Here is a 21643-nt window from a genome sequence, read left to right on the forward strand (position 1 = left end):
CCGAATCAAGAATGACCTGCGAATACGCACGCTCGACAGCGGGTTTTCGCCCGTGGCTGTTGGCAGGGGTCCGCTGGCGGTCGGTCGCTTCGTGAAGCAGTTAATGAAGCAGGGCCGCCTCGTCGAGTCTCGGTGTCAGCCTTCGCGGACGAACAGCGAATCGCCTCGGTCTTCGTACGAGACCCGAGGCGCTTCCGCAGTCGCTCGCTTCCGTTGAGTGATCACATCGACATGTAGACCTTGCGTGCTTGCGCGGACTCCGGTGTCGACACGTACGCGACCCCGACGTTTAGCCTCTCGATCTCCTGGCTGAGGTCGGCCCCTCGGCGTCCCCGGAGGAAGTTGCTCACCTTCCTCGACGCCGGGTAATTGGTCCTGAAGACGATCTTCGTGCCGGCGTTGCCGAGTACATCGGCGTGGAAATCATCGACGTTCTGGCTCGCAACGATGACGCCCGCCCCGTACTTGCGGCCTTCCTTCATGATCTTTGGGAGCGTGACGTCACGAGCCATGCGATGCGCCTCGTCGAGCACCACGGCGAGCTTCATCGTGCCATCCTGCTCCCACCGGAACATCTCGCGGTAAACCTTTCGCAGGATGAACGAGGCCGCCACCCTCTGGACCTCTTCCGTCAATCTGCTGATATCGACGACCAGGCCGTCCCGGTTGGAATTGAGGATGTCGAATCCTTCGCCATCCCTCGGGCCGAACAGGCCAAAATCGGTAAAGGCCCGCAGGCGTGCGACCGCGTTTCTCCCGGCTTGCTGGGATTCGACGTTGGTCAGCGCCTCGACGAAGTCGTCCATGGTCGGGACCGATTCTGATTGCGTCAGCCCCGACCATCCGTGTTCCGCGTATGCCTGCCGCAGCGCGTTGTAGACGTGGTCACGTTGGATGTCGCCGAGCCCAGCGACGTGCGCCAGGATCTCGGCGATCTCCATCGCGTTAGTGTTGATCGGACGTCCCGGCTGGACGTCGGGCTCGAAGGGGCTAAACGGGAGGCCGACCGCCGCGTCGAGCACCTTTGCGCCTTCGGGCGGGTCGGCAGCCATGTCACCGTGGAAATCGAAAACGAGCGACGGTAGACCGCCCGAGGAGAAGTCACGGATAATCTTCCGCGTCGTCACGGACTTGCCCTGACCCGGAATTCCGAGGATGAATGCGTGCGGGCTACCCTTCGTGCTCACCGTCCATCCGGCCTCCGCGCCTGTCGCGTCCTGGCCGAGCTCCACCCGGACCTCGGTTCCAGAGCGCGTCCCCTCGGAGGCTTGGCCCGCAAACCTGACGGCAGGCTCTTCGGCCTCGGACACAGCCACGGTTCCTGTCGGCTCAGGAAGCGTCCCGTCAGGCTTCGCCGGGTCAGGAGCCGACCCCGCCCCGGCTCCCTCATGCTCGTCGTCGGCTTGCGTCGGGCTCTCGACGCGGGGGACGTCGACTGCAGTACCGACCTGCGCGGCGAGCGTCGTGAAACCGACGCTGGTGAGCGCCCCGCCCGAGATGACGGTCATGGGAGTGTCGTTGTACTTGCGCTTGAACCCGTGGTCTCCCTCCATGCTGATGACGTAGCCCTGGGTGGTGATGACCGCGTTCTCGCGGTTCTCGCTGACCCGGTCGATGTACCGATGGATGTCGGCGATGCGCTCGGCGGCGATAATGCCGTTGGCGTGCGACCGGTCCGCGTAATAGTGGAGAAGGCTCGCGAGCCGGGCGCGCTGGAGATCCGAGTCGACGCGGGGCGGGTCCGAGAAAAATCGAGACGCGAGCAGCCGGCGAGTGTCTTCGACCTGCGCCACGATGCGTTCGGCGAGGTTCTCCGGGAGATGGGCCTCCTTGCGGGCCTTAACCTCCACGCACTCGATCTTGAACGAACGCTGGCCGATCCGGACGAGCAGAAGATCGCACCGCCGGGCTTCTCCTGCGTCGCGCAGGGCAGCACCGAAGATCTCCTGGTGGGCGTCCACCGGCACGACGATCACGTCGTCGAGCTGGCCCCGTGCCTTGAGATACACCATGAGGGCGGCCAGTGAGACCGCTTCACGGGCTTGCGAATTGTCGCGCAGGAGGCGCAACGCGAGTCGTCCTGAGACGAGGGACAATGTTTCGAGAACCTTGCCGACGGACTGGTCCACATTCGCCAGACCGAGCTCTGTCATCGCCCGGTCGAGCAGCATTTCGACCTCCGCGCGATGGGTGGTTGTCACCGTCAGCCGGTCGCCGATGCCTTCGACGAAGTCGGGCGCATAATCAAGGATGTACGGCCTGTCGAGGAGATCGTTCCCGAACAGGTCGGCACCGATGTAGCGGTCCAGGCCGATGACCCAGTCGGCACGCTCGTGCACCTGCCTCACGATCTCCTGGCGGCGCTCGTCCAGGGTGACGGTGACCGTCGGAACGGTGCCGTCCGGCCCGGTCTGCTCACGGGCGATCGCCCGCTGGTGGGTCCGGTGCACGACATGGAGATCGGACTCCGTCCCGCCGGTGGCGGGCCCCAGCGCGGGATAGCTGGCCCAGACCTTCGCGTCGCCGGACGGTTCGACCGCGTCGGTCACGATCGGAACGAGCAGGCCCTCCAGAGCGGGCTTTCGTTCCTGTGCCGTCTGGAAGTCCACCGTGGGCTCGTAGACGTCTTGGACGAACGCGAGATGTGCCCGCGAACGGTCCGTCGCCACGGCATCGAGGGCCCGGACACTCAGCGAGAGGGTCGGGGTGAGGTGGTTACTCTCCCGGCCGGTCTTCCGGCTGCGAAGGGTGGTCTGCAGGTCGACCAGCGACGGCACCGGCTTCACATAGGCCGCGCTGTCCGAATAGGCGACGACCTCGAGCCGGTGCGGCTCGACGTCGTCGTCGCCGCCGGCCCGCTCCGCGCTGACGTCGTGCGCCAGAGCGCCGGCGATGAGCTCTCCCGAACCCGGGTTGACCGCAAGCGCTCGAAGGGCCTCGCCGGGCTGATGTGCAAGCTCATACGCCCGGATACGTTCGGCGACGAGATCCGACGACGCCCGCAGCGTCGACGATGCGCGGTCGAGTCCCAGTACCGTGCACACGGATTCGGCCCCGCTGTCGCGGTCGAGGTCACCAGGCACGAGGTAGAGGCCCGAGCCGAAGGTCAGTTCCTCGGCGTAGACCGCGACGTTCCCGTCGGCGTCGAGGACGGTAAAGGGCAGGTTCGCGGGCACGATCTGGGCCAGGAGGGTGGCATCGAGCGAGGCCGACCGCGCGGCCGCCGACGTGATGTCGACGAGCTCATGCGCCCAGGAACGAAGGAGCTCGTCGTGATCGCCGATCCAGTTGATCCTCAGCGGGTGGATGGGGAGGACCACCGCGGCTTCGACGGTTCGGTTGGCGCGCTTGACCCGGATCGTGACGGTGTCCAGCAGGAGGAGGTCGCGCAAACCGTCGCCGCTCACCTGCTCGAGGGCACGCTTGTACGTGGCCGCGTACGTCTTGGCCAGGGTGCGGACTTCGTCGTCCCACGCCAGCGACTCGCCCGTGTTCCTGGTGCTGTCGGCGCTAATCGCGTCGAACAGCTCCGCACGCGCCTTGGCGAGCGCACGAGGGAGCACCAGAGGCAGCGGATCGGATGCCGTGTTCAGGTCTAGGGGAGCGCCGTAGGCCCCGTCCAGGACATGGTGCTTCGGGGCGGACGGCTCTTTGAGGGCGTCGTGTTGGAGGCGCACCAGGATCTCGCTCACGCGCACCTGAATCGATCGGCGGTTGCCGAGGCGCAGGCCGAAGACCCCTCCTGCGAGGTCCCACATGACGAAGTCTTCGCGGAGGTCGTCCTGACCCGACAGCGCGGCGTGGAGCGCGGCCTCGGGAACGCTCACGGCGGCCCGCCGCAGCAGCTTGGCGTCGGGCGCGTCCTTGATCGCGATCTGGAACCACTGGCTGTCGGCGGTGGCCTCCTCCCCGGTGTCGAGTGCGATCTCTTCCCCGTTGGGACCCAGCGGTGTCACCGACGCGACGAACATGTTCCCCGCGTCGAGATCGTCGGCCGTCGCTTCGACCTTGACCGTCGCACGGCGGAGCTTGCCGTCCGCGTTCTTGACGGTGGCGACGGCAAGCGGCTCCGACTCCGAGTCGCGGAGGTCCTCCGGCTGGCGCACCTCGATACGCCACCGGGCAACGGTGTCGACGACCGCCGGCGACGTCTTCCACACGACGACGAGCGAGCCGCCGCTGTCCTCGGAGACCTCGAGAAGGAGCTGCCCGTCGCTCCCGAGCTTGAGCTTGCTCGAGCGTTCGAGCGTTCCGTCCGGCTTTTGGAACGGGGCGACCTCGAGGGACTGCAGGTCATGGCTGACGGTGTCGGCGAACTTCCAGCCGTCGAAGCTCAGGCCGCGATCGGCGAGTTCCTTGGCCCAGCGGTTCGGAGTGGACAGCTCCGCTCCGAGCTGGTCGAGGAACTGCCGCAGCGGGACGCGCCCGCTCCCTTCCTCGAGCCCGGCATTGGTCAGACGTTCGTCGATCGACGCGGCGGGGCGCGACGGACGGCTGATCGCCTCGACGGCACGGCGGTTACGGTCCAGCCGGGACTCGACGTCCGCCCCCAGGTCGGGGACGAGGCCGACCCGCCAGAGATTCGCGCCGAAGGACTCGAACGTCGGATCGACGGCGAGCTCCGCTAGGAGACGCAGCCAGGCCTCCTTGTTCGTGCCCAACCTCTTTGCCTGCCTGGACGCCAGGTCGCGAATCGCCTCGACCGGAATGGAGTCACGAACTGCCCGCTCGGCTCGGTCGAAGAGGTCGGCCACCGCAATCCGCTCGAACGAGTTGTCGAGCGAGCTCGCAGCGTGGCCCTCCCCGGCGGGAACCAGAAGAAGCAGCGCCCGAAGCTTCCGGTTCCGGAGCTCGATCGCCTTCTCCGGGGCGACCTCGAGATCCGCCAACCGCGGGTCTGACCGCAAAACGAACACGTCGGCCTGGCCATCGAGAAGACCGGCAACGGTCGTGGCCAGGTCCTCCGCGATGCTCAGGTCGACGCCGTCGATCCGCACGCAATGGCCCGGTTCGGAGCCGTCAATGTGGCGGAACAGCTCGGTGGCCAGGCCGTCGACGAGAATCCGGGTGCCGGTTTCGGCGCTCACTGATCGATCTCCTTCGCAGAGACCACGTCTCTGGGTCTCGTCACGTACTGGGCACTGAAGTCATCGGAGAGGCCCTGGAAACAACCCAGGAGCTTGAGGCGCCCGGTGAACGCGGTGAAGTTCTCCTGCGCGCCGGCGCGAGCCGTCGCCGAGTCGAAGTCGGCCGGTGCCCGGTCGATGAGGATCCCGAACCGCGACTCAAGCCGTTCCAGCACGACGCGAATCGGCAGCTTGCCGTGAGTCGTGGTCCCGTCCTGGTCGGTGAAGCAGAGGCACAGGAGTGTCGTCAGCACCTCGTCCGACGGGGCATACCTCCACGTGCTCCGCGCACGCAGAGTCCCGGACAGCATCCCGTACGACTTCGCGATCCCGCCGGTGCTGTAGAACCACTTGACCTGGTTCTCCAGGCCCCGCTTGCGCAGCGCCTCGACGAGGATGGCCGCGAGCCTGTCGGTGTTGCGCAGCCCCTCGGCGGCGATCACGCCCTCGACGAACTCGCGCTCCTCGGTACCCTCGGTCTGCATTTCGCGGATGCTCCCGAGGACCGAGTAGCCGAGGCCGAAGTTGATGCCTTCGTGGTCGTTCAGGCTCGCGGCCCACCGGAGCCGCTCGGCCGCGTCTGCATCCGCCGGCGGTCTGAGACCGGCGGCCTCCGCGGCGCGGTCCAGTTCGCGAACGAGAACACGGTCCCGGAAGAAGGTCCGCATGGTCTCCAGGTCCCGCTGGACGCAGAGCCGCGAAACCTCGTCGGAGGGACTTCCCTTGCGCCGGACGAAGTCGCAGTACATTTCGACGGCCGGCGTGTCATCGGTGCCCCCCGAGAGAAGGGACCGCAGCACGCGGGCCGTGACGAGCGGGAGCTGGAACAGCCTCAGTGCGATGAGGGCGCTGACATGGGTGAATGCTTCCGCCACCGGCATCGCCGGGCCGTACTGCCTCAGGAAGGCCACGAGATCGTGCCCCAGGGGTTCCACCGCGGCCGGTACCGGGAGTGATAGGAACGTGCGATCCGAGTCCTTGGGGTTCTGGCTTCCGCTGAACCCCTCGAGAAAGCGCAGCGCGAGGAGCGTGTCGATGTCCACGATCGACTCGCCGTCGTATCTGGGCGCGTGCCAGGGCATCTCCCCCAGGTCGACGCCGGCACCGAACGTGTCGACGAAAAGCTTCTTCACCCGTGCCGTATCGGCGTCCGCGCCGCCCAGCACCCTCCACACGCTCTGGTAGGTGAGGGCATCTGCCCGGCGGTTTCGGGAGGTCGTCTTGGGCAAGCCGCTCCGGTACGCCGCGATGGTCAGCGGGCGGATGTAACCCATCTGCACAGTGTCGCGCCGGAGTCCCACACGTTCCTCGCGCAGGACCGACGCGCGGATCCACCCGTCGAGAACGTCGAGCCCGTCTCCGGGGTCGGTGCAGGTGATGTTCTCCGACTCCCACAGTTCGTGGAGGTACTTGTCGTACGCCTTCGTGTCGACGCGGGAGCTGGCGTACAGACCGCGTTTGACGGCCATCTCGAGGATCCGCGTCAGCATGCGGTCGATGTCGGTGTCGTTCAGCTCGACCGGGATCACGGTGGGCGTCACGAGGGTGTTGAGCTCCTTAGGGAGGGCGATCTTCACTGTGCAGGCTCCATCTCGATCGCTCCGCTACGGATCCGCGCGACCGTGACCGAACCGGACGAGTCGACGATCTGGGCCGACTGGGACGGGCGGCGCTTCAGCTGGTTCACGAAGCTGTCGATCTCCTGCCGCGTTGCGTCGGCACCGACGTCGTTGACGATCTCGCCGTCCGCGGCCCGGAGGATGATCTCCGCGGTATCGAGGGTCAGGTTGAGCGAGGCGCCCTTGTCATGCCTGAGCAGAAGCTGATCGGGCATCGTCTCGACGAACTCTCCGTCGACGGTCGGAACCTCGACGTGGAACTCATCCTCAGGAACCGTGTGGAGAACGGCCCACGTGGTGCCGTCGGCGCCGCTGCTCATGGCCAGCCCCGGCTCCGCGTACCCAAAGGCTCCGGCGAGGCGGCTAATGCCGAGCAGAATGCGATCCCTGGCCTTCGTCGATCCTCCGTCCCTGAGCATCGCCATGAACTCGTCGAAGTACCGGAAGGTCCGCAAGCCGCCGGCATCGATGTCGTCGCCCGGCACGACGGCGTCGAGGCGGAAGTAGATGGCACGTGCGAGATGCTCGGGGCTCGACACGTAGTCCAGTCGCGAGTCGTCCTTCATTGCCCGGAACGCACGATCCACTGCCGGGGCCGGGACGCTCGACGGATCGAGGCTCGCCCATTCCTGGACGAGGTAGTCCCCTGAGTCTTCGGAGAACGCGAGGTCGAAGGTCGCCGAAGTTTCCCGGTACAGCGGGTTCTGTCCGTCCGTGATCGACCGGTGAACGTCGTGGCAGGTCATGTTCCCAGTGATGAGCCACGAGATGGCGGAGCGGACGTCACGGAAAGTGGCCCGCCGGCGACGACGCAGGTGGCTGATCTGCAAAAGCTCCCCGAATGCCGCGGCCCCCTCGTTCGCGAGAAGGTTGCGATTGGCGAGGATGGGGCAGCTCGTCTGCGCGGAGCACGAGCCGCAGATCTCCCACAGAGGATCGGCCACGATGGTGCCCAGGACCCGAGGCCCCAGGCCGTCGCCCGAACCGGTGTCCGCGAGGGTGCGCCTCTTGAGGTCGATGAGGACGGCCCCGCTCCCGTCGTATGGCTTGCCGTTCATCTGGTCCTCGATCGAGAACCACCAGTGTTCGTAGAGGTCGCTGTTGTCGATGAAGAACTGGTTCAGACGGCCGTCGTTCACGGCGAGCAGCGCCGTGGCGGGCTCCCCCTCCAGCACGGGGAGCAAGGCACGGTTGACGAGCTCGTCGGAGCTCATGTCTCCGTGGGACTCGCTGGCATCGAAGATCGCGTAGAAGCGGTGCCCCTCGAGCTCGAGCGTCCAGCCGGCCTCGTCCGAGTCGATGTCCTGTGCCCCTCGCGCCCGGAGCTCCTCCCCGAGCTTCACGAGCACGGAGGTCTTGCCGTCGCCCGGATTTCCGCTGAGGAGCACGACGTCGAATTCCTTCGCGAGCACCCGCGGCACCAAGCGCACGTCGAGAAGCGTCGCGACGTAGGTCTGGTTGGCGAACGCGTCGTCGAGCCCACGGTTGCCTGCATTCCCACCCGTGGCCGCGCGATAGAGGCGCCGGATCGCGGTGACGCTGGGGTTGATCTGCGGCGCCAGGACGAACTGGACCCCCGGCTCGCCCTCGCCGGCCTCGTCACGATCGGTGCCGAGCGACCTGCCGCCGCGGACGAGCCGCGCCCCGTTCACGAGCGCGCGGAAGGCGCCGGCGGACTCGGGACGCTCGCTGGGCTGTTCGGCGAGGCCCTTGAAGAACACATCGAGGAGGAGAGCGCCCTCTTCTCCCCAGGCATCGCGCTCATCCTCGGTGGGCGGGAGGGAACGGACCTGGTCGCCGTCGACGGTGATGGGATGCCGGCCCAGCATCGCGTACGCCATCGAGGCGGCGAACCCGAAGATGTCCGCGGCGGGCGACACCCTGCCGTCACGCCGGACCTCAGGCGCGGCGAACATCGGGTTCCATCCCGTCGGACGGAGGCCGATCGCCGACGAGAGACCGAAGTCGATCAGCTTCGCGCTGCCGTTGCTCTTCTCGATGATGTTCGAGGGCGTGACGTCACCATGGACACGCTCCTTTCCGTGGATGTACTCCAGAGCGTCGAGGACGTCCAGGGCGGTCGTCCGGATCTCGGCAACGCTCCGGTCGATCCCCGGCTCGGCGAGGCTCTCACCCTCCACGTACTCGGACACGAGGTAGGCGGGCGCCTGGGCGAGCTGAATGTCATAGACGCGCCCGCACTTCTCGTGCACGAGCTCGTCGGCGGCCTTGAACTCGGCCCTCACGTGCTCGGGGACGAGCTCGTGGAACTGCTTCAGTACGCGCGTGAGCTCGGCGTTCCTGTCGTACACCTCCCAGGTCCGCGCGAAGCCCCCGGAGCCGAGGCTGGCGCGGATCTCGTACCGGCCGCGGACGACACCACCGACGCGGAAATCCTCGAGGGAGTCGGCCGTCGGGGGCGGTGGCGGTGGTGACGCGGGCAGCGCGATCTTCTCCGCCATCTCCCCCGCGGTGGGACGGTTCGACGCTGCGCCGTCGAGGCCGGTGATCAGTCCCTCGGACCAGGGATAGATGCCGGTCAGCGCGGTGCGGACGTCGTCCAGCTTCATGTCCGTGACGTCGGTACCGAGCAGCCAGGCCGAGAGAGACAGGACGAGGCTGAAGACGTCCGAGGGGGCCGTAGCGAGCCCAACGTCGCTCGCTGCCTCCGGCGCGCGGTAGCCCTCGCTGATGTCGTAGTCGGCCCACGTGTAGATGGTCTGCTGGCCGGTGAGCTTCGCGAGGTGGAAGTCACTGAACTTGACGAGCCGGTTCTTGCTCAGCCAGATCCTCTGGGGGTGCAGGGCCCTGTGCACGAGACCCGCCTCATGGACGTCCTTGAGCGCCTCGAAGGCACTGCGAACGACCCGGGTGGCGTCCTCGACGCCGATCAGCCTACCGTCGCGGGGGGTCGTGAGGCTCTGAACGTCTCTCCACAGCGTCCAGCTGTTCGCCGGCGGAATAACGGGGACGACGAAGAAGCCATGCGGAGCGCTCTCGAACGGTTGCAGCGCTCGCCATGTTCTCCCCAGGTCCGCGACGGCGTTGATCGCCTTGTACTCGCGCAGGAGGTACTCCCGCGGATCGCCGAGTTGCTTGAGCTGCTCGACCGGGTAGCACTTGAGGATCACCGACTCGCCGGTGATCGGCGCGCGAGCTTCGAACGCCTTCTCGTTCCCCGCGGCCGGAATCTGCCCGATGACCTTGTAGTCCCCGATCCGATCACGCTTCTCGGCAGGGGAAAGGCCGTCGAGATACTGTAGGAGAACGGGCCTCGTCGCGCCGAGCGTAGTGGGTTCTCGCTGCTCGAGGGCAACCATTTCTTCGGCGGCGTATGGCAGCGTCCACACGCGCTCGGACTGGTCGAAGTTTCGCCCGGACAGGACCTTCACGCCGTCGTAGCTCAAGACGACGCCGGCGAGAACGCGCTTGCCTTTGAGAGACTTGTAGCCGTCGACCTTGTCCTTTAGGAGACCGGCGAGTTTTCGGGAGACCGCGGCAATCTGGGAGACAGGCGAGTGCCGGCGATCGCCCTTCACATGCCAGTAGACGTCATCGACAATTATCGTCGGGCCCCAGTGCTTCTCTTCGAGCGTGAAGATGAACTTCTGGCCGACGACGATAAAATCGACGTCGTCCTTGTTCGACCCGGCCAGCTTGCGGCCGACGTAGATGACCCAAGGGTCCGGGAGGTCCGCGGCCAATCGCTCCGCGGTCTTGCGCTCACCCGGACCGACGTACTCACCCATCAAGCGAATCTCAGCCATGATCAGGCCTCCAGCACAAAGTCATCCGGCCACATCCAGCGGTTGAGGGTCTCCATGTCAACGTGGCGAATCCGTTCCAGGTAGGCGTTATCGCGCGAATAGGTAATGACGAGCCGGTCCTTGGCACGGGTCATGCCGACATAGCCGGTACGGCCCTGTTGAACGTCCTCGTCGCTCGAACCGTCCGGCAGGTTCTCCAGACCGACGAGGAAGACGATGTCGAAGTCGATCCCCTTCGCCGAGTGAACCGTCATGACCTTGACGGTCGGATCGCGCAGGTCGAGCTCCCCGGCCTTGTTGGCCCACATGACTTCGAAAGGGATTCCGCGGCGTTTCAGTGCCTCGGCGACCGTGCCGACCAGAAACTTGCGGGTGACCAGGACGCCGATGTTCTGGTACTCGACCTGCTCGTGCTTGACCAGCATCGCGATGTCGTTCGCGACGGCGTCACCTTGGCCGGCCTTGTCGTGCGAATAGATCAGATCGACCGGGGGGCCGTCGAACGCGGTCGCCAGGCCACGGACCACGCTCTGGTCGCTGAGCGCAGACGTGACCTCGAGGATCTGCTTCGTTGACCGGTAGGCCCGGTCGAGCTCGAAGACCTCGAAGTCGTCAAGCCATGACTTGAGCTCGTCGATGCCGCTCTCATAGCGATAGAGCGACTGCTTCGAGTCTCCGGCGAGCAACACTCCGCCCCGTCCCCGGCGCACCGCGGCAATTGCCACCTGGAGCCAGGGAAGCCAGAAGTCCTGGGCTTCGTCCACCATCACGGCGTCGACCGCAGGTGAGAGCCGCAGGGCCGCTACCGCGCGGGCCGCATCGGATGCGGCCCTCGCGGGGTCGCGCATGTCCACGCGGTGGTCCAGGGAGGCCGCGAACCTCGCGAACGTCGAGACCTCGATATTGGGGTAGGGGCTGACGAGATCGCGCAGGTAGGGGACGAGCATGCGGTTGTAGCAGAGGAACTGGATCCGCCAGCCCGGGTTCTCGCGCGCGAGCTTTCGGGCCCGGGCAGCCAAGACGATCGTCTTTCCGCTGCCGGGCGGTCCCTCGACGACACCCACCTCGCTGGTCGCCCCCTCCACGGCCTTCGCCTGGTCGGCATCGAGCCGCAGCCGCGCCTTGACGCGCGCACCCGCGTTGCGGTCGGAGAGATTGTCGCGCCGCGGAATCGGTACCTCGGCAGTCGGCGCGAACGCGGCGCGGATGCCGTCCGCGACCTGGTCGTCGATAGGGCGATGACGCAGCGCCGCCGCCCACGCTCCCGTGCGCGCGTCGGTGACCGACACCGTTCTGCGATCGGTGGCCTGCGCTCGCGCGTCGACGACGCGACGCTCGATCGCAACGCGCCGGATTGCAGGCACCTCCTCGCGGAGAAGTTCGAGCTTTCTATTCAGCTGAACACTGGCGCCGTTGTCGGTCGCGTAGTCGAGGGCCACCACACCCTTGACGGGATGGTGAGCGAGGAGCTGCGGCCGGATCCCGGCGTCGTCCCGGTAGGTCTCGAAGCCCTGTGCGACCAGGGCTTTGGCTGCGGCGTCCATCGCCTCGGTGGAGCTCAACTCACGTCCTTCCAGGGTTGCACGATCATCGTGTCAACAGCCAGTGACTCTACCGGTTTCCGGCGGGGGCATGCACCGTCAGTCCGCAGGGTCGTCATGGGAGTCGCTCGGGAACTGGACGGGCGGTGTCGCGTTTCTGCCGGCGTCTTCGAGATCGTCTTCGCCGATGGTTCTCGAGAGCCGGACCAAGTGCCTTCCGAGCTCGTCGACCCCGTTGACCTTTGGCGCGTGCTTCCGGAATGGGTCGTCGTTGATCTTGCGCTGAACCTTCGTGCCGTGGACTTCACCTGCTCGACCGATTCGCCGAGAAGATCGGCGGCAGCGCGATACCTGTTCTCCGGCGGGCTCCCATCACGGATGAGATAGGCGAACAGGGCTGCCATGCGTGTGCGCTGCACCGGTGTCAGCGAAACCGGTGAGGCGCGGAGCGTCTGGTTCCCGGACGTGCCGTGGGCACGATCGCGCGCCACGGCGAGATCGACCGTGTCCGAGCTTTCCGACAAGGGAGTCAACGTCAGGACGGTACGGATTGGCAGGTCCCATTCGAGGGTCCACTCACCCTTCTGAAGGATGATCATCGAGTTCGGGGCGAATTCGGCCCCTTCGGCGTTCTCGATGTAAGGGCCCCGAACACGGACCGGCGCCTTGGTCCCTCCTACGGTGTTGCCGGAGTTCGCCAGCATCCATCCGATCGGAAAGTGCTTGAGCCGGGCGAGCTCGCGGGGAACGTGGCCGTTCTCCGACGGCGACCGCAGGCCTGCGCGCGGCGAGCGGCCGATGGTCACCTCGCTCTCGGTGTCGATGAGCCAACGTTCGCTCACCACATCGCCGACCTGGAGGACAGCCGTAGCGGACCAACCGCCCTGTGCCATCTTCGCCTCCCGCCTGCCTGACGTCATTGGTCTCCTGATCTCGCGTCGGCTCTCCACTGGCCGGACTCGAGTTCGGGTAACGAGATTCTGCCTCAGGGCTGCACCGTCCTACACCCCTCCCCGACGTCGCCAGCGTTGCCTATCCCGCGCCTTGCTGCTGCCCCCGGGATACCCGGGTACCCGGCTCGGCCTCGTTGTCGTCCGGCGCCCGCACTCTTGTCATGCCGCCGCGAACGACGGCGGATCACGAACGGATAGGAGTGCAGCAAATGTCGACCGACACGAACCCCACCGTCACGCCGGCCTCGGTCGCGAGCAACTTCTCCCTCGAGGAGGAGCTGCGCCGTATCGCTGCGACGCAGGCCGCGACACGCGAGTCTCGTCGCCCGAATTCGCGGCGTGCTCCGAAGGCCGCCAGGCCTTCCTCGGACTCTCGCTGGTGCAGCAAGCGTCGCTACCGCGACAAGGTCCAGGCGACGCACGCCATGCACCACCTGAACCAGGCCAGCACCCGCGAGCGGACCGTCGTCCGGACGTACGAGTGCGAGTACAAGGGCTGGCACCTGACGAGCCAGCACGACACCATCTCGGCGCTGCGCCGCTCGGGCCACACCCCGCGTGCCGCGAGCGTCGCTCTGGTCGACCTCGCCGACCGCCCTCTGACCGCCGCTCCCGCCACTCTGGCACTCGGGCGGGCCGCCTGAACACGTTCCCGTGGGCACGCGATCCTTTGCCAGCACCGGCCTCATGCCACCCGTCCACACCACACCATGGGAGAGAACAGCCTTGAGCAACAACGCCATGAGCCCGTCGGCTCACGAGCACAGCTTGTCCACCGCCAATGTCCAGACCGCCGGCTCCACCCACGAGATCAAGTGCCCCAGCTGCGGGCAGCAGTTCAGCATCGACGAGGCGGGCTACGCCCAGATCGTCGACCAGGTTCGCAACGAGGAGTTCCAGCGCGACCTCGCCGAGCGTCTCGCACTCGCCGCGAAGGAGAAGGAGGCCGCCCTCGAGGTGGCGACCGCCAAGGCTGCCCAGGAGGCCGAAACCGAGCGCGCCAAGCTCGACGCGAGGATCCTAGAGCTCCAGGGTGAGCTTCGGAACGCCTCCGCGCAGAAAAAGCTCGAGGTCGAGCTGGCGAAGGCCGAGAGCGACCGCGAGCGCGGGCGGCTCAAGGCCGAACTGGCCAGGGCCAAGGACCAGCTAGAGACCGCGATGAGGACGCAGCACCTCCAGGCCGACCGCGAGCTCACCGAGGGGCGCGGCGAAGGACGCGGAGATCGCCGAACTCGCGGCTCGGCTGAAGGGCGCCGAGACCGAGAAGACTCTCGAGGTCCAGTCCGCCGTCGCGACGGTCGAGAAGGAGCGCGACGCGCTGAAGCACTCACTCGAGTCGAAGTCGACCGAGATGGAGCTGCACTCGAAGAGCCTGGCCGAGCGGTACGAGGCGGAGATCAAGGTCCGCGAGGATGTCGAGAAGCGAAGGCGGCCACGGTGCGCCCGAAGGCGCTGGCGCGGTAGTTGGCACCGTTGTCGGTGATCACGCGCACGAGCCGGTTGATGCCGTGCGGGGCGAAGAACGCTCTGGCGCGGCAGAAGAACCCGATGGTGGTGGCGGCCTTCTCGTCGGGAAGGTGCTCGGTGTAGGCCAGGCGGGAGAACCCGTCGATGGCGGAGTGCAGGTAGACGTATCCGGCCCGCGTGCCGGCGGTCTTGGCCCGCACGGTGGCCTTGTGCTGGGCCGAGCCGCGCCCGTGAGCTCGCCATCCTCCACCGTCGGGGATGCGCCCGACCTTCTTGACGTCCAGGTTGACCATGTGGCCCGGGTAGCGGGCCGTGATCCGCCCCGCACGCCGGTTGTAGGACCCGCCGGGGTCCAGGTGACGGCGCCGGTTGATCCCGAGGCGCTCGAACCAGCGACCTACCGTTCGGGTCGAGACGCGGTGGCCCTCACCGGCGAGCTCGAGCGCGAGCCTGGTCGCGGACCACTTGTGCTCGCGGCGCAGCTCCTCGATGCGCTCAACGACCTGCGCGGGGGTCTGGGTCGGTGAGGTGTGCGGGACGCTGGCCCGGTCGGGCAGACCGGCCTCGCCGAGCCGGTCGTAGCGGTTCTTCCACTTCGACAAGCAGGCCCGTGAGACACCGGCCGCGACGTGCGCGACCGGGCGCGACCGGCAGCGCTCGATCAGGCGCAGGCGGCCGGGAGGGGTCAGCGGAGCGTTAGCGTGGGTCATGAACGGGTAGGCCACTTCTCGGCAAGACGGTTGGTCGCACTTCCATCCTGCCGCCGGGCCTACCCCTTCCTCACACCCGGCCCCGCGTCACCAACGTCACGACCCGCAACATCTAGGGCTCTGCTTCCTGTCGTTGGCCGCGTTCGGGGCCATGCATCTGCCGATGCCCTACGTCCGACCCGTGGGCGATCTCGACGCTACGCCGCTCCTCCGACAGATCCGGATCAGCCACGCTCCGTCAGCTCCAGGGTCAGGCCCAGCGCGCGGGCGATCTTGCCGATCGTCGCGGTGCTGACGTCGTTGTCCGACTCGACCCGCGCGATGGTCGGGCGGGACAGCCCGGCGCCTGCCCGAGCTCCTCCTGCGACCAGCCGCGCTTCTTGCGGGCCTCGCGGATGATCGCTCCGAACAGCGGGGCCGGCGGCTCCTCGGTGCTCATCAGGCTTCCGCCTCGGGATCGCCCCCGGATCCTCGTTCGCGGTGGTGCTGCTGGTGCAGGGCCTCGGCCGCGATGTTCGAGATCTCCGCGATGAACGCCGGGTCGGTCATGTACGACTGGATCTCCTGCGACTCCTGACAGGTCTTGAGCACCGCGAGGCCGACGGCGTTGCTGAATCCCTGCGAGGCCTTCAGCTGGGCAACCGTGTTGTTCTGCGCCATCGCCACGGCCTCCTCGTTGGCGTCGAGGAACCCCAGAAGGTCGTGATGAAGCCCGCGACGCTGCCGGGGTTCACGTCCACGCCGTTGGCCTTGAACATCTCGTTGACCCGCTCGATGGCCTCGTCCAGCGGACCCTTGACGGGCGTTCCCAACCCTCGGCGCTCGCCCTCGAACTCCGGCAGCCTGATCCCGTCGGTGCTGCCCTCGGTCAGCGAGTGGTCCTCGTTGATCGCCGACGGCACCAGCTTCACTCCAGAGAGCTGGACGCCCTCGAGGTAGCTGTCGTCGTACTCGTTCCCGTCGACGTGCAGGTTGCGCGCGAGCAGCGTCGCCAAGATCGCCCTTCGGTGCAGCTCGGGGTCCTGGTAGTCGACGATCTGGCTGAGGAACTGCCAAGCGTTGCGGTAGCCGAGCACGTCGGCGCGGAACTGCTCGAGCGCCTCGCGCTTGACCTTGTCCTTCGTCAGCCGGGCCTCGCGCCACTGGGCCGTCCAGTTGTTCTTGACCGGGGCGAGCGCCTTCGCGATCGCCTCGCCGCCGGCGTCGGCCAGGAACGCGTCGGCTACGGCGTCCATGTCCGCCTGGCCGTACAGCCCCGCCGTGTCCATGCGCTCGCCGAGCGTGTACAGCGCGTTCGGGTCGACGTCGCCGTCGACGTGGGCGTCGGAGTAGTAAAGCTGGAAGTCCTTCTGGACGCTGGCCGGGGTGTTGCGGAAGTCGACGACCATCGGCGCGGTCTTGCCCGGGTAGATCCGGTTGAGCCGCGACAGCGTCTGCACCGTGGCGACGCCGGTCAGCTTCTTGTCGACGTACATTGCCATGAGCCGCGGTTCGTCGAACCCGGTCTGGAACTTGCTAGCGACGATGAGGACTTTGTAGATCCCCTCCTCGCGGAAGGCCCGGGCCACGTCGCTGTGGCCGTTCACCGAGATCTCGGTGACGTCCTCGCCCGCCTCGTCCTTCAGTGTGCCGGACAACGCAACCAGCGTGCTCATGTCGTCGTAGCCCTGGGAGGCGATGTACTCGTTCATCTTGCGCGACCAGTTCAGCGCCTCCATGCGCGAGCTGGTCACGACCATGGCCTTCGCTTCTCCGCCGAGCATCCCCATCACGTTGCGCCGGAAGTGCTCGACGACGACGCGCACCTTCTGCGCGATGGCGGTCGGGTGGAGCACGGCGAACCGGACGATGGCGGAGACAGCCTCGCCGGTGTTGACCTGGATCTGCTCGTCCTCGCCGCTCTCCAGGGTGTTCTTGACCCGCAGGAACATGTCGTAGGTGGAGTAGTTGGTCAGCACGTCGAGGATGAAGCCCTCCTCGATCGCCTGGGCCATCGTGTAGGTGTCGAACGCCTCCCAGCGCCCGTCGCGCTCGGTGCCGAACAGGCGCAGTGTCTTCGCCTTCGGCGTGGCCGTGAGCGCCACGAACGTGATGTTGCTTGAGTCGGCGATGGCCGAGTCTTTGGCGGTCAGCAGGTCGTCAGCGCTGATCTCCTCGTCCTCGTCCAGCTCGACGTCGGCCAGGAGCTCCTTCAGCTGTCGCGCAGCGGACCCCGACTGCGATGAGTGAGCCTCGTCGGCGACGACGGCCCAATGCCGGCCGCGCAGCTCTTCGGTGTCCTCGATCAGCTTCATGACCTCGGGGAAGGTCTGGAGGGTGCAGGTGACGATGTGGTCGCCCTCCAGCAGCGCCTTCTTGAGCTGCGGGGACTTCGCCTGCGACTTCTTCTCCCCCACGGTCACGACCAGGCCCTGGTTGGACTGCACGAGGTTCATGTCGTGGCGGATGTTCTCGTCGAGGACCTGCCGGTCGGTGACGACGATGACGGAGTCGAACGTCGACTTCGAGTCGGCGTCCATGTGGCGGATCAGGCGGTGGCTCAGCCACGCGATCGTCTTGGTCTTGCCCGAGCCGGCGGACCCGAGTGGCACATGGACCCGCTGTTCCAGATGCCGGGGAACGGCCAGTTACGGCAGGCGGACGATGGCGGGTGACAGACGTAGCATCCGGGGATGAGGGCTCGATCGTCGCGGACGATCGAGCCCTCGTTGCCTGGAGGTGAGGATGCTCCAACTCGCGCCAGCGGTCCGCCGCAGACCGTCAAGACGCGCCGGGGTCCAGGGGCGTAATGAAGCAGTTAATGAAGCACCCCGGTCGCGTGGCGCTCGAGGCAAAGCGAAAGGCCCTCCGACGCCAGCGTTTCCGCTGGTCAGAGGGCCTTTCGGCTGGTCGGGGTGACAGGATTTGAACCTGCGACCTCTTCGTCCCGAACGAAGCGCGCTACCAAGCTGCGCCACACCCCGGTTGCTCCGTCCGCTGGTGGTCGACGAGTAGACCTCGTCTTCCGCGTCGGAAGCCTGCCCAGAATAGCCGACGAAGTGCCGTGCGACGAAACTCGATCCGCGTGACCCCGGCGACACCCGCGTCCGCGGCGCCGATCCGCCCGTCGCGGGCCGTCCGACGCGGGCCGAACGACGCGGGCACGCCGCGAGGCTCAGCACGCCGTGAGCGTGAGCAGCGTGGCCTCGGGCCGGCAGGCGAACCGCACCTGCGCGTACGGCGACGTCCCGGCGCCGGCGGAGACGTGCAGCCACGTCGACGCGTCGCCGCCCGGGGCGTCGGGGCGGGCGCCGGGCCAGCCGTGCAGGCCCTTCGCGCGGCGGCGGTCGATGTCGCAGTTCGTCACGAGCGCGCCGAAGCCGGGCACGCAGAGCTGGCCGCCGTGGGTGTGGCCCGCGAGGACGAGGTCCGCGCCGTCGTCGTGCATGGAGTCCAGCACGCGTCGGTAGGGCGCGTGGGTGACGCCGACGCGGAGCACGGGCTCGTCCGTGGCCGAGCCCGCGGGCTCAGGGGCGGGGAACACGTCCCGGTCGAGGTGCGGGTCGTCCACGCCGACGAGGTCGAGGCGGACACCGCCCACGCGCAGCGCGTCACGACGGTTCGTGAGGTCGACCCACCCGGCGTCGCGCATCGCGGTGGCGAGCTCGCCCGCCGGGAGGAGGCGCGCCTCGCTCGCGAACGGCACGCGGGCGTCCGGCAGGAGGTAGCGCGCGGGGTTCTTGGGCACCGGCGCGTAGTAGTCGTTCGACCCCATGACGAAGGCGCCGGGGACCGCGAGCAGCGGCTCGAGCGCGTGCAGCAGGGGAGCGAGGGAGTCGACGTGCGCGAGGTTGTCCCCGGTGTCGACGACGAGGTCCGGCTCGAGCTCGGCGAGCGAGCGGACCCACTCGATCTTGCGCCGCTGGGACGGGATGAGGTGGAGGTCCGACACGTGCAGCACGCGCAGGTCGTGCGACCCGGGCGGCAGGACCGGGACGGTGGCCTCGCGGACCGTGAAGAGCTTCGTCTCGACGTGCGCGTACGCGACGCCTGCCGCCCCGACCGCGGCGAGCGCGCCGAGGCCGCGCAGGGCCCGGCGCGCGCCCGCGGCGCTCAGCCGTTCCCCCCGGCGCCGAGGGAGTCGAGCCAGTCGGCGAGACCGTCGCGGCCCCCGCCGTCGCCGCGGTCGCCACGGTCGCCGCGACCGCCGCCGTCGGCCTCGTCGTCACCGCCGCCGCCCGGACCACCGCCGCCCGGGCCGCCGTTCTCCCGACCGCCGCCGTCGCCCGGGCCGTCACCACCGCCGTCGCCCGGGTTCTCGGGCGAGCGCGGCGGCGGGGCGGGCGCGTTGACCCGGTTCCAGTCCGGGGCGGCGAAGCCGGGTGCGGGCTTGCCGGCGAGGACCTGGTTCATGTAGTCGCGCCAGGTCGGTGCGGCGAGGCTCGAGCCGTACCAGTACGAGCGGGACGTGCCGTTGATCGTGAAGGGGCGGCCCGTCGTGCGCATGCTCATCTCGACGTCGCTCTCCGCGTTGCCGATCCACACCGCCGTCGACACCTGCGGCGTGTAGCCGATGAACCAGGTGTGCTTGTTGAGGTTCGCCGTGCCCGTCTTGCCGGCCGCGGGACGGCCGTCGGCGAGGCTGTTGCCCCGACCCGAGCCCTGGGTGAGCACCTGCTGCAGCGCGTAGGTGACGGTGTTCGCGATGGCCGGGTCGACGGCGTTCTCCCGGCAGTCCGCGGACGGGACGGGGAGCTCCTGGCCGTCGGCGTCGAGGACCTTCGTGATCGCGATCGGCTTGCAGTACGTGCCGCCCGAGGCGAACGTCGCGTACGCGGCGGCCATGTGCAACGGCGACGAGTTCTGCGTGCCGAGGATCATCGAGGGGTTGATGTGCACGTCGCCCTCGTCCTTGATCATCGACGGCGTGAAGCCCGCCGACTTCGCCGTGTCGGCGACGCCGCACATGTCGAGCTTGCTCGCCATGGTCGTGTACGCGGTGTTGACCGAGTTGTACGTCGCCTTGAGGACCGACATCGAGCCGGTGCCCGGGCCGTCGGAGTTCGCCGGCGTCCACTGCTCGTCGCCGAAGCGGATGCAGCTGCCGTGGAAGTCGCGGCCGAGCGTCCACGTGCGCTTGTTGGCGCTGACCGTCTCGTACAGCGAGTGCCCCTCCTTGAGCCACTGCGTGAGGAGGAACGGCTTCCACGTCGAGCCGGGGGAGAAGCCGCGCGAGCCGCCGTGCGCCTCGTCGGTGCTGTAGTTCACGGCCGTCGTGTTGGGCGCCGGGTCCTGCGTGGCGTCGTACGCGCGGTTCTGCGCCATCGCGAGGATCTTGCCCGTGCCGGGCTCGACGGACACGATCGCGTCCTCGAGCCGGCTCGGGTCGTCGGCCGGGACGGCCGCGGCCGCGTGCTGCTGGGCCGCCGCCTGCATGGCCGGGTCGAGCGTCGTGTAGATGTCGAGGCCGCCGCGGTACAGACGCGCCTCGCGGTCCGCCTTCGTCTCCCCGAACACCGGGTCGGACATGATGATCTTGGTGACGTAGTCGCAGAAGAACGCGGCGCCGCCGGCGGCCTGGCAGCCCGCCTCGAGCGGCTGGATGTTCAGCGTGTCGCCGATCGGCGTCTTCCAGCCCGTGTCGTACTCCTCCTTGGTGATGTACCCCTGCTGGTACATCGTGAGGAGCACGGTGTTGCGGCGCGACTGCGCCAGCTCGGGGTCGACGCTCGGGTCGTACTTGCCCGGGGCCTTGGTGATGCCCGCGATCGTCGCGGCCTGGATGTAGTCGAGCTCGGCCGCGGTCGTGTTGAAGTAGTGCCGCGCCGCGGTCTCGACGCCGTAGACGGAGCGGCCGAACTGCGCGATGTTGAGGTACCCCTGGAGGATCTCCTCCTTCGTCATCTTCTTCTCGAGCGAGATGGCGAGCTTCGCCTCGCGGGCCTTGCGCCCGAGCGTGTCGGCCTTCGCCTCGTGCTGCGCCATGACGTCGTCGTCGCGCACCGCCTGCTCGATGAGCACGTTCTTCACGTACTGCTGCGTGAGCGTCGAGGCGCCCTGCGTGGAGCCGCCCGTGAGGTTGTTGACGAACGCGCGTGGGATGCCCTCGACGTCGACCCCGCCGTGCTCCCAGAAGCGCTTGTCCTCGATCGCGATGACCGCGTTCTTCATCGCGTCGGAGACCTGGTCCAGCGGCACGACGATGCGGTTCTCGGTGTAGAACGTCGCGAGCCGCGTCGTGCCGTCGTTCGCGTAGATGCGCGACTGCTCGGACAGCGGGCCCGGCTCGAGGTCGGCGGGGAGCTCGTCGAACACCTCGACCGCGGTGTCGGTCGCGGTGTTCGCCCCGGCGGCGAACGGCACGAACAGCCCCGCGGCGAGCACGCCGCCCACGCCGGAGACCAGCACGAACGCCAGGAGGAGCGCGACGAGCTGGTACGCGTTGATCTGCCGACCGCGAGGACGCACAGGGGAAGCCATG

The 21643-nt window shown here is 67.8% G+C and carries 12 protein-coding genes, 1 tRNA gene and 1 pseudogene; 2 read left to right on the forward strand and 12 right to left on the reverse strand.

Translation table 11 applies throughout. From position 1 onward, the window contains the following. Positions 1-221 precede the first annotated feature (221 nt). Genes GYH36_RS20220 through GYH36_RS03280 form a run of 5 tightly spaced genes read right to left on the reverse strand, consistent with a single transcriptional unit; the run spans position 222 to position 12973 of the window. The gene (locus GYH36_RS20220) at positions 222-5087 is read right to left on the reverse strand and encodes a helicase HerA domain-containing protein (protein WP_162289093.1); all 4866 of its coding nucleotides are present in this window, start codon (positions 5085-5087) and stop codon (positions 222-224) included. Then, positions 5084-6703 (reverse strand): methylation-associated defense system protein MAD7, encoded by a 1620-nt coding sequence (gene mads7, locus GYH36_RS03265; RefSeq protein WP_162289094.1) that lies wholly within the window; start codon positions 6701-6703, stop codon positions 5084-5086. Before mads7 ends, GYH36_RS20220 begins: the two co-directional genes overlap by 4 nt. Further along, positions 6700-10494: a protein kinase domain-containing protein gene (locus GYH36_RS03270; protein WP_162289095.1), complete on the reverse strand. Its 3795-nt coding sequence runs from the start codon at positions 10492-10494 to the stop codon at positions 6700-6702. Before GYH36_RS03270 ends, mads7 begins: the two co-directional genes overlap by 4 nt. Before the next feature lie 20 nt (positions 10495-10514). Then, positions 10515-12074 carry a 3'-5' exonuclease gene (locus tag GYH36_RS03275; protein WP_162289096.1) on the reverse strand — a complete coding sequence of 520 codons (1560 nt, stop codon included), beginning with the start codon at positions 12072-12074 and terminating at the stop codon, positions 10515-10517. After that, positions 12071-12973, reverse strand: a complete 903-nt coding sequence (locus GYH36_RS03280) for a hypothetical protein (RefSeq protein WP_162289097.1) — start codon at positions 12971-12973, stop codon at positions 12071-12073. The genes GYH36_RS03275 and GYH36_RS03280 overlap by 4 nt, the downstream gene beginning before the upstream one ends. A 242-nt stretch (positions 12974-13215) precedes the next feature. Here GYH36_RS03280 and GYH36_RS03285 point away from each other — a divergent pair, with 242 nt between their 5' ends. Together GYH36_RS03285 and GYH36_RS03290 are read left to right on the forward strand one after the other, a co-directional pair. Then, the gene (locus GYH36_RS03285) at positions 13216-13650 is read left to right on the forward strand and encodes a hypothetical protein (protein WP_162289098.1); all 435 of its coding nucleotides are present in this window, start codon (positions 13216-13218) and stop codon (positions 13648-13650) included. Positions 13651-13732: 82 nt separating this feature from the next. After that, entirely contained in the window at positions 13733-14470 is a 738-nt protein-coding gene (locus GYH36_RS03290) for a hypothetical protein (RefSeq protein WP_162289099.1), read from the forward strand. On the opposite strand, the pseudogene GYH36_RS03295 reads toward GYH36_RS03290, so the two are convergent. From GYH36_RS03295 to GYH36_RS03320, 7 genes and pseudogenes are all read right to left on the reverse strand, one after another. Next, positions 14413-15183 (reverse strand): annotated as a pseudogene (locus tag GYH36_RS03295) (helix-turn-helix domain-containing protein); the annotation flags it as partial. The gene GYH36_RS03290 and the pseudogene GYH36_RS03295 overlap by 58 nt on opposite strands. A gap of 224 nt (positions 15184-15407) precedes the next feature. Next, positions 15408-15641 carry a helix-turn-helix domain-containing protein gene (locus GYH36_RS20225; protein WP_312028488.1) on the reverse strand — a complete coding sequence of 78 codons (234 nt, stop codon included), beginning with the start codon at positions 15639-15641 and terminating at the stop codon, positions 15408-15410. Further along, complete coding sequence (locus GYH36_RS19190) at positions 15622-15843, reverse strand: hypothetical protein (RefSeq protein ID WP_203231527.1); 222 nt, start codon at positions 15841-15843, stop codon at positions 15622-15624. Before GYH36_RS19190 ends, GYH36_RS20225 begins: the two co-directional genes overlap by 20 nt. Next, complete coding sequence (locus GYH36_RS03305; RefSeq protein WP_203231528.1) at positions 15813-17774, reverse strand: type I restriction enzyme subunit R domain-containing protein; 1962 nt, start codon at positions 17772-17774, stop codon at positions 15813-15815. Before GYH36_RS03305 ends, GYH36_RS19190 begins: the two co-directional genes overlap by 31 nt. Positions 17775-18069: 295 nt before the next feature. Further along, positions 18070-18146 (reverse strand) — tRNA-Pro (locus GYH36_RS03310). A gap of 191 nt (positions 18147-18337) precedes the next feature. After that, positions 18338-19279: a metallophosphoesterase gene (locus tag GYH36_RS03315; RefSeq protein WP_162289130.1), complete on the reverse strand. Its 942-nt coding sequence runs from the start codon at positions 19277-19279 to the stop codon at positions 18338-18340. Continuing rightward, positions 19276-21642 (reverse strand): transglycosylase domain-containing protein, encoded by a 2367-nt coding sequence (locus GYH36_RS03320; RefSeq protein ID WP_162289100.1) that lies wholly within the window; start codon positions 21640-21642, stop codon positions 19276-19278. The genes GYH36_RS03315 and GYH36_RS03320 overlap by 4 nt, the downstream gene beginning before the upstream one ends. Between the last annotated feature and the right edge of the window lies 1 nt (position 21643).

It is taken from the genome of Cellulosimicrobium composti, assembly GCF_010287905.1.
GTDB lineage: Bacteria > Actinomycetota > Actinomycetes > Actinomycetales > Cellulomonadaceae > Cellulosimicrobium > Cellulosimicrobium composti.